The 17,790-nt window shown below is 61.4% G+C and carries 11 protein-coding genes; 6 read left to right on the top strand and 5 right to left on the bottom strand.

What is annotated here, in order from left to right; all coding sequences use genetic code 11:
- Positions 1-11: 11 nt before the first annotated feature.
- From OIM11_06520 to OIM11_06505, 4 genes are all read right to left on the bottom strand, one after another.
- On the bottom strand, positions 12-1,229 hold the full coding sequence (locus OIM11_06520; GenBank protein HJJ00780.1) for an MFS transporter: 1,218 nt from the start codon (positions 1,227-1,229) through the stop codon (positions 12-14).
- Between the two features lie 84 nt (positions 1,230-1,313).
- Positions 1,314-1,676 (bottom strand): hypothetical protein, encoded by a 363-nt coding sequence (locus tag OIM11_06515; GenBank protein HJJ00779.1) that lies wholly within the window; start codon positions 1,674-1,676, stop codon positions 1,314-1,316.
- Positions 1,677-1,679: 3 nt separating this feature from the next.
- The gene (locus tag OIM11_06510; protein ID HJJ00778.1) at positions 1,680-4,160 is read right to left on the bottom strand and encodes a molybdopterin-dependent oxidoreductase; all 2,481 of its coding nucleotides are present in this window, start codon (positions 4,158-4,160) and stop codon (positions 1,680-1,682) included.
- An 83-nt stretch (positions 4,161-4,243) separates the two neighbouring features.
- Complete coding sequence (locus OIM11_06505) at positions 4,244-5,497, bottom strand: MFS transporter (protein ID HJJ00777.1); 1,254 nt, start codon at positions 5,495-5,497, stop codon at positions 4,244-4,246.
- Positions 5,498-5,733: 236 nt separating this feature from the next.
- Between OIM11_06505 and OIM11_06500 the strand changes: the two genes are divergently transcribed.
- The 3 genes from OIM11_06500 to OIM11_06490 all read left to right on the top strand — a co-directional run bounded on the left by OIM11_06500 (position 5,734) and on the right by OIM11_06490 (position 6,875).
- Positions 5,734-6,324, top strand: a complete 591-nt coding sequence (locus OIM11_06500) for a TetR/AcrR family transcriptional regulator (protein HJJ00776.1) — start codon at positions 5,734-5,736, stop codon at positions 6,322-6,324.
- Positions 6,325-6,412: 88 nt separating this feature from the next.
- Positions 6,413-6,655, top strand: a complete 243-nt coding sequence (locus OIM11_06495) for a hypothetical protein (GenBank protein HJJ00775.1) — start codon at positions 6,413-6,415, stop codon at positions 6,653-6,655.
- A gap of 10 nt (positions 6,656-6,665) precedes the next feature.
- Positions 6,666-6,875 (top strand): hypothetical protein, encoded by a 210-nt coding sequence (locus OIM11_06490; protein ID HJJ00774.1) that lies wholly within the window; start codon positions 6,666-6,668, stop codon positions 6,873-6,875.
- Between the two features lie 30 nt (positions 6,876-6,905).
- Here OIM11_06490 and OIM11_06485 read toward each other — a convergent pair whose 3' ends face one another.
- A complete protein-coding gene (locus OIM11_06485; GenBank protein ID HJJ00773.1) occupies positions 6,906-7,892 on the bottom strand; it encodes an FAD:protein FMN transferase in 987 nt (328 codons plus the stop codon).
- A 310-nt stretch (positions 7,893-8,202) separates the two neighbouring features.
- Here OIM11_06485 and OIM11_06480 point away from each other — a divergent pair, with 310 nt between their 5' ends.
- From OIM11_06480 to OIM11_06470, 3 genes are all read left to right on the top strand, one after another.
- Complete coding sequence (locus OIM11_06480; GenBank protein HJJ00772.1) at positions 8,203-9,972, top strand: hypothetical protein; 1,770 nt, start codon at positions 8,203-8,205, stop codon at positions 9,970-9,972.
- A gap of 141 nt (positions 9,973-10,113) precedes the next feature.
- On the top strand, positions 10,114-12,024 hold the full coding sequence (locus OIM11_06475; protein HJJ00771.1) for a hypothetical protein: 1,911 nt from the start codon (positions 10,114-10,116) through the stop codon (positions 12,022-12,024).
- Positions 12,025-12,145: 121 nt separating this feature from the next.
- On the top strand, positions 12,146-17,767 hold the full coding sequence (locus tag OIM11_06470) for a hypothetical protein (GenBank protein ID HJJ00770.1): 5,622 nt from the start codon (positions 12,146-12,148) through the stop codon (positions 17,765-17,767).
- Positions 17,768-17,790 lie beyond the last annotated feature (23 nt).

The following is a 17,790-nucleotide window of genomic DNA, read 5'->3' as shown; positions in this document are numbered from 1 at the left end:
TCGCACCCAGCCTATTCGGGTTTGCGCATCATGAGGGCGCGCATGGGGTGAACAAGGCCGATGACGCATACCACCAAGGCGATGACGATGAGAACCGGGAACACGGCATCGAAGCCCATGGCCGGCAGCAGGAGCATCGAGCAACTGAACACATAGGGTGCCAAGAACGGCCCCAGATTCATCATCGACGTCATGATGCCGCTCACGAAGGGCACGCGCTCGGGAGGCGTGACATTGCCTGTCGCGTTTTGCGCGGCGGTGAAGAACGCGGAGCCGGCAAACCCCAAGATGAAGACGCCCAGGGCGTAGACGATGGATGACGGTGCCAGCAGGCAGGGGATGAGTCCTATCACGATGAACGCGGCCGATATCCCGAACAGACGCGCCTTGAACCAGCGGACGAGGTAGGGGAAGAGCAGGCCGCACAGGATGGTTCCGATGCCGCAGCAGTTGATGACAAGCGCCGCCTCGCCCGGTCCGGCAAGTCCGCGCCAGTCAAGTACCGAGGAGGTTACTACCTGCACCGTCACGACGCAGGTCCACGCCGCCAGCGCGAATAGCGCATATCCCGCGATGGAACGCGGAATCTTCGGCTTTGCGACTCCCTTCGTCTTGACCTGGCCTGCGAGCTTGGCGCGAACGACACCCTTGGCTTCGGGCATCCACAGCAACGCGATGACCATGGGGACAAAGCCGATTAGATACGCCAAGAACGAGTAGTTCCAACCGATCTCGGTCAGATAGCCGGCTACCGTGGTGTAGATGATGTTGAAGACGAACTGGATGGTGATTCCCAGACCAAGCAGGCGTGAACGTTGCTCGCCCTCGCACAACGCGATGATGCTCGCGTTGCCCACGGGAAACATGATGCCCAGGCCAATGCCGACGATAATGCGCGAGAAGATGATGAGGTTGTAGTCGGTGATATCGGGCATGAGGAAGGGGTACGCGCCGCCCACCGTCATGATGAGGATGCCCGCGATGGCAGCGGGCTTGAAGCCGATCTTCGGGAGCAGGGCGCCGGACGCGATGCTCACCGGTACCGACACGATGCCGGTGATGCTGTTTGCGAGCATGATGGTGGTGATGTCGGTATCGGCAAAATGATGCGAGAAGGCTGCGATGGATGGCGTCAGAATGGCGAACTCGCTCATGGTGCAGAACAGCGCCAGGATGCCGATGACGTTCATCGTGGTCAACGCTCCGTTGGAATTCCTGCGCATGGACATGGCTTCCTCCTCGGATGGTTCACGCGTGGCGAATGGTGCGCCTCGTCAAGAGACGCACCATTCGGGCTTGCGGTACTGATGAAACTAGAGATTGATGTCGCAGGGGGTCCAGAGCACTTGCTTGGGCTTGCGCTTCAGCTCCTCGGCCATTTCGTCGATGGTGCCGAAGCGAATGACATCGGCCAGGCAGTTGTGCATGCACACGGGCTCGCGTCCATCGCGCAAACGGTCGATGCACAGGTCGCACAGGTCAGTGGGAGTGGGAATCTTGTTCCAGTTGTAGCAGTTCCCGATGTCCTTGGAATCGTCCTTCTGCCAGGGACCGTCGTCCAGGACGCGGATGCCCCACTTGCCGACGGGGAAGTCATGCTCCTCCTTGCAGCTGACCTCGCAGCTCTGGCATCCCGTGCAGAATTCGTAATCGATAAGCAATCCGTATTGAGTCATGATTTACACCAGCTTTCCGAATTTCTCGCCGAATGCTGCCATGTCGACGTCGTAGCTTTCCTTGAGGGGCACCACGTTGCAGCATGCGCTCTTGTAGGGGGCTCCCAGGCCAAGGGCGTTGTTGTGGTGTTCCGGGATGAGGTCGTTGCAGTTGGACTGCCAGACCCCGAAGAGACTGGGCTCGCTGCCGTCTTGCTCGGGGAACCACCAGCCGTGATCAACCTCGACATGACCTTCACCCACAGTCGGCATCACGCGCGCCTTGAACTTCGCGCTGCCAAACATGTTGGATATCTCGCACCACTGGCCATCGGAGACGCCGATGCGCTCTGCGTCGGCCGGGTTGATCTCGATCATCGGGTTCGGATCGAGCTCGCGCAGCACGGCCACCTGACGGTGCTCGGAGTGGAACGAGGAGTAGCGGCGGTGACCCGTGGACATGATGAACGGGTACTTCTCCATGATCTCCTCGTGGGGGAGGTCACGCTCGTGCCACTTGGCGTCCAGTTCCTCGGGGACCAGCGGATTGCGCTTGAGCTCCAGGTCCTCGGCGGTCTTCTCGGGAATACGCGGCGAAAGGTCCGGCTCGTAGTAGTAGGGCAGCGGGTCCATGCCGTTGTTTGCGAAGGCCGATGACCACAGCTCGACACGTCCGGTTGGGGTCAGGAAGCCCGGCTGTCCGTCGGGGCGCAACTTGCCGGTCTCGTATTTCTTGTAATAGACCTTGCGCTTGAACTTGACGAGCTCGCGCACCTCATTGAACACGTGACGTCCCTCGAGGCGGTTCTTCTCGAGATAGTCGTGGTAGTCCGGGTACTTCTCGTAGGCGAAGCGCGCCTTGGGGTCATCGGGGAACATCTCGGCCATGCGCTTGGCGAGCATGCAGTAGATCTCGAGGTCGGACTTGGCCTCGCCCACGGTGATGGCCTTGTTGCCGCAGCCGGTGGTGATGGAGGCGGCACCATAGTGGGTGCGGTTCACGCCATCGTGCTCGGCCACCGTGGAAAGCGGCAGGAAGACGTCGCAGACGGCCTGGATGGTCGGCGTGATGAAGCAGTCCGTGCCGAAGGCGAAGTCGATGGAGCGCAGCAGCGCCTTGTGCCAGCGGGTGGGTTCGGCCGAGTTGGTCGGGGCGATGAGGTTCGTGTTGGCGATCCACGCCATCTTGATGGGGTAGGGCTCATCCGTCTCCAGGGTATCCAACACGCAGTCAGCTTGGGCACCGGTAATCTGGTTGCAGTACAGGGGATACTTGTCCATGCCGATGCACTTGTCGCGTTCCTCGTCGGTCATCTGGTACCAGCCCTCGGTGATGAAGGCGCGCGTGTCGGTGTTGTGCTCCGACTGCCCGGATGCGGCGTCGCCGGTGATGTCCTCGGGCATCGACAGGTCGGCGACGATGTTGCCGCCGGGCACGTCGAGGTTGCCGCACATGCATATCATGGCGAGTACGCACTGACCGGCCTGCATGCCGTTGGTGTTCTGGTCGAAGGCGAGGCCCCAGGCGATGGAGGCCGGATGGGCGTTGGCGTACATGCGGGCCACCGTGTAGATGTCCTCGACGGGAACCTCGCAGATGCGGGCGGCATCCTCGGGCGTCATATAGGCAACGCGCTCGGCGAACTCGTCAAAGCCGTAGGTCCAGCGCTCCACGAAATCGTGATCGTAGAGGTCTTCCTTGATGATGATGTTGCACATCGCCATGGCAAGGGCGGCATCCGTGCCGTTGCGCAGGCGCAGCTGCAGCTCGGACCTGGTTGCCAGCCAGTTGACGCGCGGATCGATGGTGACGAGCTTCGCACCGCGCTTCATGAGGTCGATGACCGCATGGCCGAAGAAGCCATCCGGGTTGGATGCCAGGGGCATCTTGCCCCAGAGGACCATGAGCTCAGGCACGCAGTACTCCGGGTCGTCATAGCCACCCTCGAGGCCGCCGGCGTAGTCAAGCTCGGGGTACAGGGCACCGAGCACCATCTGCGACGACATCATGCGCGGCTGGTAGCAGGCGTAACCGGACTGGGTGTAGGCCAGGTTGGGCGTGCGGAAGATGGACAGCTGGAAGTCCTGGGAGAGCATGCCGTCACGGCCGGTACCCACGAAGATGGCCATGGTCTCGCGTCCGTACTCGTCGGTGAGTCGGCGCCAGTTGTCCATGATGATGTCGAGGGCCTCGTCCCAGCTGCAGCGCTCCCATGCATCGGCGTTTCCGCGCTCCTCCTTCGCACGCTTCTGGGGATAGATGACGCGCGAGGGGTTGTAGATGTAATCCTTGAGGGCGACGCATCTGGGGCACAGGCGACCCTGGGTGATGGGATCGTTCTCGTCGCCTTCCACATGGTCAAGACGTCCGTCCTTGTCCACGTAGAGCTTAATCCCGCATCCGACGGGATGGCAACCCGGGGGAGACCACACCGAAGAGCGGATCACGGTGAAGTCACCATCTTGGAACTTCCACGGCTTACCTAGATCGTTTTTGAATTCCATGTCTTCCTCTTTCTCTTCTCACGTACATTCCTGCAAATCGAACAATGCAAGGGTTCTCTACTTGTGCCGGTAGGCCGGCGGTCTTAGGCGTCCTTCTGCACCTTCTTCGCGTCGCGCGCCTTGATGACCACCATGAGGGCGATGGCACCCACGACGAGCACGATGCCGACTCCCATGAGCAGTCCCGTGCACGCACCCCATCCGGCGCTGGAGACGATGACGCCCACCAGGCCGAAGAGGATGCCGCCCACGCACTGGCCGCAGCTCATGAGCGAAGACGAGATACCGGCCAACTCGGGTCGAGGTGCTATCTCGGCGACCATGGTGAAGAAGATGGCCGGGACCACGCCATTGGAAAGGCCGAACAGGATGAGCCAGGGAATCAGCATTCCCTCGCCGATGGTGTAGGCCATCGAGAACGAGACACCGAGCACGACGGATGCCACGACGAGGATGGCAAGACGCTGGGTGTTGCCCGTCACTAGGTTCATGACCACGCCGATGGCGATGCCGCCGATAACCACGGCAATGTTGGCGATGTTCATCATGGTGTTGGCACCCAGCTGGTCCATGCCCATGGTCTGCACCATGTAGAGCGTCTCGAAGTTCATGACGCAGGCGGTGCCCAGGGAGAACGCCGCGAAGGCGACCATCGAGATCCAGCAAGACAGGCTCTTGAAGCCCTCGGACATCTTCGGCTTGGGCGCGTTGGGGTCAACCTCGTCCAGGTACGAGACCTTGGGATCGCGTATGGCCAGAATCCAGACCACCGTGACGATGGCCAGCAGGACCACCACGAACCAGAAGACGTTGTGGTAGCTGTAGGGGTCGCCGACGTTGAAGAAGAAGCCGGACGTGCCCATGATGAACATGGAACCCAGGGGCACCCATACGGAAAACAGGCCCATGGGGACGCCGCGCCTAGATGGCGGGAACCACTCGGAGATGATGACCGGCACTACCGAGCCGATGCAGGCGTATCCGACGCCTTCGATAAGACGGCCGACGACGAGAAGCTCGACGCTCGTGGCCATCGCCGAAATGATGGCGCCGGCTACTGCGCATACCAATACGAGTGTCGTGGCCTTGCGCGCTCCGAACTTCATGATGATGGCGGCGACGACGAAGGTCATTATCAGACCGACGTATCCGTTGAGCGACATGATGTTTGCCGCCATGCCGGTATCGATGCCAAGCGCGGGAATCACGAGCGACATGGTCGCCGGCAGCTTGTTGCAGTTGACCGAGATCAGAATCGAGGCGATGATGGCCACGCAGGCAACGATCCACGCTCGTCCCGAGTTGAATATCTCTGTCCTCTTTTCCTCTTTCGTCATAGGTGCTCTCCCTCCTCTATTACCCGGTGACGGGATTTCGTCTGAAACATGAGACGACTATAGAAAGGGGAGTGTGATAGCCTCAAGGAATGGAAGCTTCCTTATGTTTCCCCATGGGGGCTAGGATTGGAAAAGCGTCCAATGGTGTAGTACATTTTGGGCAAAACATCTCACTTTCGTGATTTGTGCGGCCACTTTCGTGGCGAAAACCAACGACTCCAGGGGGAGGGGTCCTCGTGATCGGCGATTTGGCATCAGACCAGAAAATGTACTCTCGCTCGTACCTCACCAAGCTTCGCGTGGCCGAGGCCATGAACCGGCTTTGCGCCGACACGCCCTTCGCGCGCATACACATCGAGGACATCGTGCGGGAATCGGGCGTGAGCCGTTCGAACTTTTACCATAACTTCGAGGACAAATATGCCGTGGTCAATTGGATCGGTCATCAGTGTCACGAAGACGGGATCTTTCGCATCGGGCGCGATCTTACGTGGCTCGAGGGGCATATGATCACTACGCGCGAGATGTCGAAGTTCAATGCGCTCTTTGCCAGTGCGTCGGTGGGGCGCGAATACCAATCGGCGGTGCCCTCCTTCGTGAGGGAGCGGCAAAAGAACCTCACCCAGACCATCACGGAGTTTCAGCATCGCGAGATTACGGGGGAGCTCGCGTTCCAGATAGAGGCGTTTCCCTACTGTGAGTCCATCATGACCAACAAGTTTCGCTCGGGCGAGCTTCCCTACGAGATGCGGGAGTTTTGCGAGTATCTGGTGGCATTGACACCGCGTCTTCTCTACGAGGCGCTCGAGCATCCCGCGAACGAATGATCGTGTGTCAGTGTGTCAGGGGGTCAGACCCCCTGACACACCCCTTCACGTATAATGTTCCCATGCAAACTGCCGATAAGGAGGAACCATGGCTACGCCGATTCTCTATTACTGGGCGCCGTGCGCTACCTGTGCCATCGTGACCGATTTCGCCACGGAACACGGCATCGAGCTCGACAAGCGCGATGTTGAGCAGGAGGCTCCGTACAACGAGCTGCTCGCGCTTGGCGGCGACGCAAATCTCATTCCATACCTTTACGACGACGAGAAGCTCTACAACGGCGTTGAGGATGTCATCGCGCATCTCAAGGAGACGCGCGGCATCGCCTAGGAAAGCGACCATGAGCAAGTACGACAAGCTATGGGACTATGTCGCGAAGCAGCCGGGAGAGATCCTCGATCTTTCGTTCGAGGAGATTGGCGATATCGCCGGCGTGCCTCTTGACCACTCGTTTCTCAATTACAAGAAGGAGCTACTGCCGCATGGTTGGCAGGTCGGCAAGATCTCGATGAAGAAGCAGATCGTGCATTTCGAGCGCACGAAGGACTAGCGTGACTTTCGCCATTTTTGCGCGTCGTAGTTAACGCAGCGGTTGTATCTCCCCGTTCCAGGAGATGAAGTACGCCTGCAGGATTTCCGGATGCTCTGCCATGAGCTCGCGACCGCGTTTCGCGCCGAGTGCGAGGAGCGTCGTCGAGTAGCCCTCGGCGTCGATCGAGCGTTCGCATACGACGGAAACCGCTGGATATTCCGTCTCGATGGGCATGCCCGTATGTGGGCTGAGCACGTGGTGGTAGAGCACGCCGTCATGCACACAGGCCCGCTCGTAGATGCCGCTTGTGACGATGCTTCCACTCTCGAGCTCGATCGTGCCCGCGAGCGCAGATCCTGCACGCCCTTGCGCGGGGTGGGGAAGCCCGACTTTCCAGGGCGAGCCATCGGGCTTGCTGCCGCGCACGAGCACGTTGCCACCGAGGTCGATGACGTAAGCGCAAACCCCCGCTCGCTCAAGCATGTGGTCAAGCGCATCGGCAATCCATCCCTTCGCGATGCCGCCGAGGTCAATCATGGCTGCCGGATCATCGAGGCGCACGCGCGCTGCGTCTTCTGAACGATTGACCTGCACGCCGCGCCAGTTGACATGTTGCACGGCTTCGGCAAGCACCTCGGCGGGCGGGATGATACTCTCCTTGAGGTTCCAGAGTCTGCTTGCGGCACCGATCGTGATGTCGAAAACGCCATGGCTTGCCGCGCAATACGCGAGTGCGCGTTCGATGAGTTCGGCCGTGTCCACGTTGACTTCGACCCAGGCGCCCCGTGCTGCGTTGATGCGCGATATGTCGGAGCTGGGGATCGTGCGAGAGAAGAGCCGTTCGTAGCGTCTGCAATCCGCATAGGCTTGCTCGAGTGCCGGAGTGCAGATGTCCGCCGCACCGTAGGCGCGGATTTGCACGCCCGTGTCGAATGCGGCAAAACATATTTCTGCATGGGTGTCAGCAAGGTCAAGCTTGTATTTCGCGCGTGCCATCATGCTGATGATGATACCTGTGATGGGCACAAGCGTCATCTTCGGGCCTTTTGCGACCCACTCTAACGCGCAGAGAGTCAGCCGTGCTCCATTCCAATTTCTCGTCGCTTATGTGCCCATGCGAAAAATCTTGACCGTTCACCCAAACGTAAACTATTCACCTAGAAAAATAATCTCAAAGGAGTATATATTTCCTGAATTATCTTGGGTGAAGAATAATTATCTCAAGAAAATATAATGTTTGGATGGGGGCATGTCGATTCGATCGAGGACAACAGGGGGATATTTCCAAAGGGCCCTGAGGGGTTTCAGGCTCGTATTCTGCCTGCTCCTCATAAGCTCATGCGTCTTGCTCCCCGGTTGCCGTTTCAGTGACACGCTTCTCGAGGTCATCATCGATCCCGCCACGGGGGTCCTCGAGGCCCATGCCGATCCCGAGTACCACGAGGTCGAAGGCGCTCCGCTTAATCCCGACCTTGCCAGCGTCCACCTTTCCGAGAACGAGAACTATGCCGAACAGGCAAACTTCCTGCCGGTCTACAAGGAAGACGCAGCCGCGAACGGCCAGGCCATACGCCGCAGCTACGAGCAGCAGACCACGAGCAACACCGATGCCGTGCAGGGCAACGAGCGCGACGATAACGACGAGCGAAATACCGCGACGTCCGAGGAAACCCAGACCGTGGAGGAACCCGACGCATCGGGTCAGGGCGATGACGCCGAAAACACGCAGACCTCCGACCAGGGCGACGGCACCCAGGCTGACAAGACGGCAGGGCGCGGCGGCGTCGGCCAGACCTTCGGTGAAGGGGAGTACGACGAGCTTCCCGAGGCACGCTCCGTCGCCGCGAAGGGCCAGTACGCGCTCATAACCCAGATGCTCGCCGGCAAGGGCGGCCTGGGCGCGACCGATGCGCAGTTCATCGCCGACATGCAGGCTCGTGGTGCGTTTCCCGGCGAGGGCCTCGAAGAGGTCCCGGTCGTCTGGGACGGCGGCGGCAACCTTGACGTTGACGCGCTCGTGGCAAGCCATGCCGACGCGATACTTGTCGATGGAGTGGACGTCATGCTGAGCGACGAGCAAAGCGCCTTCCTCACCGAGGCCGGCATCAACGTCGTGCACGTACCGGCGCTCGGGCAGACCTACACGCCGGATCAGGACATCGTGACGGCCGTCAAGGTCGTGGGACAGGTTCTCTCCGGCATCAATTCCGAGGCAACCTATTCGACGGCAGACCAGGTGCAGGACTACATCGACATGCACGACACCGCCATCAACGGCTGCCTCAACTCCAATGGCGGCTATAGCTACAAGATGGCTACCGGGCGCGTCTTCCAGGGCATCTACCAGGGAACGGCCCCGCTCGGTCAGGACACGACCCGCCTGAGCCAGACGCGCGTCACGACGGCGTGCATCGATTCGTGGACCGGTACCACCGGGTCATCGATGATTGCCAACCGCGAGTTCGGCTTTCACGAGCTCCCCCTCAACGGACAGCCGATCGACCTGAGCGACGGCGTCGGCCTGTCCGCGAGCACGGTAGGCGGAAACTGCATACTGAGCGACTACTACCTGCAGGTTTCGGGTGTCGTGAACAATGCCTACGACAACGTGAAGCCCGTCTCCTCCACGGCCGGCGCAGAGGAGTCCTATCCCTACGTCGTGATGCCCGGATCGAGCGATGGCGTGACGCCACGACAGGTCGGCGTGCGCGAGATTCCCTCGGCCCTGTGGTATTCGCAGACGGGCATTTCCGTCGAGGACCGCTGGATCACGATCGGTGACCAGGACTTTCCCGGCATCATCGTGCGCGATGGCGACATCGCCCAGAACGTGGCCCGCTCGGCCTCCAAGGTCGATGGCCTGTACAACGTGGGACAACCCTATCAGATCTACCAGATTCCATCGGGCATCGCCGGCAACTGGTTTGACGGAAACGTCGAGAGCTTCATCACGGCCCCGTGGGCCTGGGGCGTCTTCCAGGAAGGGGGCGTCGAAACACCCCAGGCGTGGATCGAGGCATTCTACCAGCAGTTCTACCGCATCGACACCGACGCGATATCTCACCTCGAGGGCTTTGACGTAGTCATAACCGCAGAATGCCCTACAGGTCGTTGATATGAGGAGAAACGACGCCATGCAAACGAAAGGAGGCCGTTCGTAAAACACCCTTGGCTCACGCCAAACTGACAGTGGTTCGATGGGTTCGCATGCAGGAGAAGACGAACCGTCGAACAACCAACGTGCATAGGAGGCACAATGCAAAGTACTTTGAGAAGGTTTGGAAAGGCGAGCTGCTCGGCCCTGTGCGCCGGCGCGTTGGCCGCTTCCATGATCGTCATGCCGGTTGGATCCGCATGGGCTGACGATAACCATCCGCCAATGGACGGAGACCAGTACGTTTCCTGCTCGCCCACGCCGTTTGCGGCTGCCTGGCCCGAGTACCTGGGCATGAACACCACTGATGAGCGTTGGGGCATCGACGATGCCGATGACGGCTCGGCCGGAACGCTCGAGGCCAACATCTCCAACGTCTCGGGTGCCCTGCGCTACCTGCTCATGGGTACGGAGTACAACGTCAACCCGAATGGCTACATGTGGAACACCGTCTACGATACCGACGGCAAGAAGGTCATCCCCAACTCCAAGCGCTCGGCCTACAGCTCCACGAACATGAACCGCGCACTGGGCTTCTACGGCACGGCCGATTCCGATGATGCCATCTGGGACATGAAGCCCGACGTGATCATGGGTGTCGCCACCACCAGCAACACCACCTTCACCGACTACACGGCCGAAGTTACGGCCATGGCCACGGCCGATCCGGCGAAGTTCGGCAACTACCATCCCGTTGCCGTGAACGCCAACGTGAGCAGCAGCCAGGTCGAGCTGTTCTACACGTTGGCCGACGCCGCCAACCAGGCTGCCAGCGCAAGCGGCAAGGAGCTCCGCTATGGCGACCCCGTTGCCCTCGCCAAGAACTACGAGGGCATCACCAAGGGCTCCCAGGGCTACGTCCTGTCCCGTCTCGACAAGGATGGCGCCGATAAGAAGACCATCGTCTTCGTGAGCGCCAATGACGGCACGAACGTGACGCTCGACACGGGTTTTGACAGCAACTTCTACGCGACGCTCGAGAACGTCGCCGTGAACTGGGCCGACGCGAAGGCCGCCGGCGAGGAGAAAGTCACCATCCCCATCACCGAGCTTCAGGCCAACGCCAATGACATCGACCTCATCGTCCTCGATACGGGCGATTACAACCGTGACGGATTCGTCAACACCACGGGTCTCGAGAGCCTGTATGGAAAGATGTACTGGGTCGCCGATGCCGACTGCGGCACCGTCGGCTGCGATAACCGTGGTCCGTCCCTGGTCGTCAACTACGGCCGTATTCTCGGTTGCCTGTATCCCGAGTACATCGACCAGTCCGACTGGGTCGCCTACACCTATGACACCGTCTTCCACGTGAAGTCCGACAGGCTCAACGACGCCATCAACCGCGCCATGGACGGCGTGCGCAACTGGGACGTCACGTCTGGCAGCGGTAACGATTACCTGCAGTGGACCGAGAACACCTGCGCCGATTACAACCAGGCCGAGGTCAAGGAGCTTATCGACTATGGCCTGGCCTACGTGAAGGCCCAGGGTGACGACGCCAACGAGTCTCTCCAGATCACCGACCGCCTGGTTGGCGAGGTCGGCACCTACGCCGAGATGACCGATCCGGCTGACAAGCCCGCTCCGGCCGAGACCGTCGCCGTCTATCGCGTCTACAATCCCAACTCCGGCGAGCACTTCTACACCACCTCCACCGTCGAGCGTGACAACTGCCTCGCCAACGGTTGGAACAATGAGAACATCGGTTGGTATGCCCCTGCCGAAAACGGCGTCCAGGTCTATCGCCTCTACAACGCCATCGGCGGCGAGCATCACTACACCCTGAGCGCCGAGGAGCGCGATAACCTCGTTGCCAACGGCTGGACCGAGGAGGCCAACGGCTGGACCTCAGATCCCAACGAGACGGTTCCGCTGCTGCGCCAGTACAACCCCAACGAGTTCGCCAACAACCATAACTACACGACGAGCAGGACCGAGCACGAGTACCTGATCAGCCTTGGTTGGAACGACGAAAACATCGCCTGGTACGCGGTCGCTAGCGTTGACTAGCCACCCGTAGCGCCAAGCAGGCACGGTTCCTCTCGCGAGGAGCCAATGGAATGGCCAGACCTTTCCCAAACCGGGCGTTTGGGAGGGTCTGGCCCTCCTGCCATCGAGGGAAACGAGAGATATGCGTGACGTGATTCACAAGAGACGGCCCACGAGGAGGCGTTTTCGCACGCCTGCACAGTCCCGCTATCCTCGCTTCGAGCGGGTGACTGGCGTGATGCTGTGCCTCGTGCTCGTCCTCGCGCTTGCCGCCACGCCCGGCGCTGCCATGGGCACCACGCGCGACAGGACCGATAGCGTTTCATCGGACAGCGTTGCCTCGTCTACGTCCGTCACCGACGTGACAGACGAGGCCTCTCATGACGAGATATCTGATGAAACCCTATCGGGAATCCCGGCGGCTTCCGATTCCGCGGGCGACGCGGGCGGGTCGTCCCCGGATGGAAGCGTCGTCACCCAAGGTCAGCCAGATGCCCCCTTGAGCGCCATGGGCGACGGGGCCATTGACCTGAACGCGAAGTGGCACGGGCAAAGCGGGGGCACCAGCCAGCCGCTTACCATTACCGAAGGCGGTACCTACGCGCTCACGGCCGATCTCGACGTGGGAGGCTGGATCACCATCGATGCACCAGATGCGGACGTGACCATCGACCTCGGGACATTCCATCTCACGGCCAGGATGCCCAGCTACGATTACCTCATCGGCACCAAACGCTGCAAGTCGCTCACGATCACGGGAGGCAGGCCCTTTGCCGGCATCGCCGCCGAAGGACAAGTCGATCCCGGAGAGCAGCTCGTCGTCACCGAGGGCAGGCTCGCGCATCTCATCGACTCTTCTTGCGAGAATCTCGTCGTCCGCGATGTTTCCATGGCACTCAAGGGTCATCAGGATTACACGCAGCTCGAGAAGCTCGATGCCTGCGGGGTGTACGTGACACGGGGGAGTGCCGTCCTCGACAACTGCAGCGTGTTCGTCGACCACTCCAACCAGACGCTTTCGACGGCCACGCGCAAGCTCGAGGGCCACCCCAGAGCCGTGTATGCCGGCAACCAGGTTGCATCCGTGGAGCTGGATCACTGCGATCTGGAAGTCCAGGCCTCGCCAGTGGTCGAGCGGCCCAGTGGAGAGGCGCATAAGCTCACCTCCTTTGACAACGCCTACGGCGTCTACAGCGGTGGAAACGCTTCCATCACCGTTCGGGGAGGCGCCATTGCTGTGAATGCTCCCCGAAGCACGGCTACGGGCATCTATGGCACGAGGATCTCCGTGGAGCCCGGCAGTGTTGACCCGGCCGTTCTCGAAAGGTACGCAAACCAGGAGGCACGCGCATCTGCCGCGAACGCAGCCGATCTCAGCCTGACCTGTGACGGCAAGGAGGGCGCCTTTGGACTTCGCACGGATAATTCCCGGGGAATGAGCCTGAACGCTCCGTTGCGCTGCGCAATCGGCAAAGCTTCCTATCCCGCGTACGGGGCCGCTCTCGTGACGAGCGTCGAGGACGGCGTCGTCTTCGGGAGCTCCTTTGCGGGCGAGGGCATGACGGTGCTTGCCGGGAGCGCTCTGGAGTATGCCAATGGTGACGGCCAGCGCTTCGGCGTCTTTTCCGATGGCCTGGACGCAGGCACGCGCCAGGCAATCGCGGCGTCTCTTGCCAACGGGCTTGCCGAGGGCGCTTGCGGTGTCTCCAGCGATGACAGGGGTCTCTTCTTCAGGCTCGATAGCGCATCGGCACCGGTCGTGATCATGGGATCCGATGGAAGCGAGACGCCATGCGCGACGGTGACCGAGGCCCTGCGACGGCAGAAAGACGGCGAGACAGTCCAGTTGCGTCGTGATGTCGCCGCCGTGACCATCGATGCGGACACGGTGCCTGCCCAGCTGGGAAAGCGCGAGCTCTCGATCGACCTGAACGGCCATGTCATGGCGGGACTTGCCGTGAACACGGGGGACAACGTGCGCGTCTACTCGTCAACGGGCGACAGGCAGGCTGCCATCAGGGGCTATCAACTTGCCAGCAGGGCATGCATTACCTATGGCGGCGCTGGTGACCTCACGCTCGAGAACGTTCGCATCGAGGGAATATCGCAGGGGAGGGAAGGGACGGCCCTGCGCATCTCGGGCTCGGGCGCGGTCATGCTCGATTCCGTCGACATGCAGATGACCTCGCAGGCCGTTTTCTCGCGCGGCGTGTACCAAGAGGGGGGAGACGCCGACATCACCATACGCCGCAGCACTATCCACGCCCGTTCCGACGTTTCCGGCGTGAACGTGCGGGGCGTCGTCTCCACCACGACGAAGGGCACGCTCGCCATCTCCGACAGCGCTGTCGAGGCCGACGCGCTCGACGGTTCCACGGGTGCCGTCGAATGCGCCGGAGCGTTCGAGGCGACGGGAAGCACCCTGTCGGCATCGACACGGCAGGTTTCGAATGACGTCTTCGGCGCGCGCCTGACCAATGACGACGCGAAGGCGAGCCTGCGCGACATGAACGTCAGCGCCCTGTGCGAACAGGATGCGACAGGCGGTTCCTACTGGTGCCTTATGGGCGGGAGCGCCCAGGTGCCTTGCAAGTCCTCGTGGATCCTCGATGGCACCTGCGCTTTCGAAAGCGCGCTCGATACCCATATACGTTTCCTGGCCGCTCCCTTGACCGTGGGGGACTCCTTCGAGTCCGCGCACGTCATTCGCGTGCTCGGCGAGCAGCTCGAAAACGATAGAGTGCTTTCCTATGGGCCGTCCATCGACGCTGCCGCCCGTGGGTACTTCGATGCCTTCGCTCCCGTCGAGGGGTCGCTTCGCGAAGGGTGGACCTTGCATCAGGATCAGGCGGGGAGTGCCGTTTGGTGGCGCGAGTCCATCATGCGAAACGAACGCACCCACAGCTCCTATCCCTCCTTGGCCCAGGCGATTGGCGAGGCGAGGCCGGGCGACACGCTCAAGCTGCTCGCCGATGCCGACGAGCACGAGATCGCGGAGCTCCCCGCTGCGGTGACGCTCGACCTCGATGGACATGCCCTCTCCATCGACGTGCCCTCGTCATCTGCGGCCTCGTCGGATGCGGCCGCCCTCTCGCTTGCGGGGCGGGGCGCGTACGATGTGAAGAACGGAACCCTGGCCGTGCGCCTGGCACCCAACGCGCTGCTCTCCAACACCGATGTCTCCTTTGCCGCCATACGTGCAAGCGAAGGCTCGGATCTGAGGCTTTCCGGCGTGGAGCTCTCCCTGGCAATCGATGATGCTCCGGCGGGAACCGGTACCATGCAGGTGCAGGCCATCGCCGCGACGGATTCGTCGGTAACGGTTGTCGATGACAGCACGGTACGTGTCGTGGCGTCCGGTTTACAGGCAGTCCAGGCCCAGGGCATCGCCTATGCCTCGAACGGCAAGGATCCTTCGCTCCTTGTCGATGCTGGCTCGTCCGTCATCGTGCAAAACGATTCCCAAAGACAGCAGAAGGGCGACATCTCCTACCCGAGCAAGCCCTCCATACGCTTACTCAACGCAAACCTCATGCGCTTCTATCCCGAAGAGGGCACGGCTCTCTACGACGAGATCCAGAGCCTCTTCAAGCGCTATGCCAAGGCCGACGTTCCCGACGATCGCGATGGCCATGTCTACGATACCTACCTGTACTACGCCGCCCCCCTCACCCTGAGCGACGGTAGCTACGTGTGGGCCTATTCCGACCCCGTCGCCCCGGAGGATGTCGGCAAGCTCGACAAGATCAAGGCGAGCGTCTTCTATTCCCAGAGCTATTACGATATCGTCCCGAATGCCCAGGCCGTGGCCTTGACCGGCTCCATGCCCGAAGCTCGCATTGCCGGCGTGCTCGAGGCCAATTCCCCATCCGGCGATGCGGCGGGCGTGTATGCGGAGCTTACCCAGGAGGATGCGCAGAAGGGCCGCGAGGACATTGTCGTCGAACGTGACGCCCACATCGTTGCCTCCGCAAGCGATGCGTCCTATCGCAAGCAGACGGGCCATCTCGATTTGCGCGACATCTTCAAGCTAGACGTGAGCAGCAAGGTCATATACCCGGCCTATTACTACAACTACGATTACCGCGAGGTGGAGTTCGCGCATGCCGAAGGCCAATGCCTCGCGGGACCCAGTGCGAGCTGCGTTCAGGTGAGAGACGCGAGCTCCCTCGCGCAGGGCCAGGTGGACGCCGCGGCCCGCGAGGTCGTCACGAACGTCTTGGCTCCCCGCCAGACGGCGCCCGTCGCGGTGACTCCCGGAGAGGTCACGGTGACCTTTGACAACCTGCGCGCCGCCGACGGCACCATGCTCGCGTCCCAGAGCCGTGTCCAGGGCTATGGGACCACGCTTGCCTCCGGGGGCGCGATTCCCCAGGCGAGCGATTACACCTGGGGCGGCCTGACCTATCGCTTCGTGGGCTGGACCACCGACCAGTCCGGTCAGAGCGCCAGGACCTGGGATGAGGACCACATCGGTAATCTCGAGCTCGACGAGACGACGGATGCCTTGAGGGGAAGCGTCAGCATACGTGCCGTCTACGTTCCCGTCGCTCCGGGCCAGCATCTCGCGAGCTTCAAGGTGGACGGATACGTCGAGGCCCATGGCGTCTACGAGGGACAGAGCCCGGATTACGTCTATGCCGCGCGGAGCGCGACGGCCTCGATTCCCACGAAACAGCATGGCAAGACGGGCATGATCTACGGTTTTGCCGGATGGAGTGATGAAGCGGCTGGCAGTGTGCAGCTCTACGGGGGGACCCTGCCTCCGGCGACACGTGATTGCAGCTACGTCGCCACCTTCTCGGAAAGACCCGGTCGTTATAACGTCTACTACTATGGCATGCTTCCCGTAAGGGAAGGCATGCAATACACCTATGCCATCAAGCAGGTCTATGGAGGAAGCAACGGACTCGACAAGGCAAACGAGGTCGCACGACAAGGTGATGTCAATTACGACGATGCCCACGTGTACAGCTTCATCGGCTGGTCGCCGCGGCAAAGCGATGTCGAGCCCTACTACGGATGGGAGCCCCCCATGGTGCCGATTCCCACCGCTGCGGGCGCTCAGGATGACCTGACGAGGCAATCGAGCGTCTATGCCATCTACGAGGTGCGAGACCGCAAGGTTCCCGTGGACTTCTACGTTGACGGACAGCTCTACGCGCAGGCCGATGACGTGCCGACGACGACGACCGTGAACGGCGCCTTCGATGCCACCGGAGTGTCGCGCCCCGCGGACAAGGGCGAAGACCTGCCCTTCCGCGGCTGGTCGCTCTCGCCCGATGATTCCAACTACATCAGGGGGTCGGTAAAGACGCTTGCGACGTTGACGCAAGGCGAGGACCCCGTCACGCTCTATGCCGTTTTCGGGAAGGACGCGGTGGAGGAGTTGCCAAGCGCATCTGGAGGCGAAGCGAATGACGATGGGCCTGCCTCGGTCGCCTTGCTTGGTTCCCGCAATGCTCCGCGGGCGACGACTCCCATTGCCTCCGCCGGCGGTTTGGCCGCAAGCGCCAATCCCAACGCAAGCGGCCTTGCCCCGCAGGACTCCTTGGGCGATGAGCAGTCCAATGTACCGGACGGGGCCTCTTCGGATGACGCCCCCAACCTGAGCCTGGTCGCATTCGTGCTCATCGCGTTCGTGCTCGCCGGCTTTGCCCTGTGGTGGATCGCACGCGTGCGCCGTGACCGCAAGCTCGACAAGGAGGACGACTTCTACGAGCCTGCTTCTTCGGCGCATAGTGGTGAACAGGTCGTGTTCTGATGGCGCGTAAGGGCAAGCATCAG

The organism is Coriobacteriaceae bacterium, from assembly GCA_025992705.1.
GTDB lineage: Bacteria > Actinomycetota > Coriobacteriia > Coriobacteriales > QAMH01 > QAMH01.
This window is presented reverse-complemented; position numbering and strand designations above follow the sequence as displayed.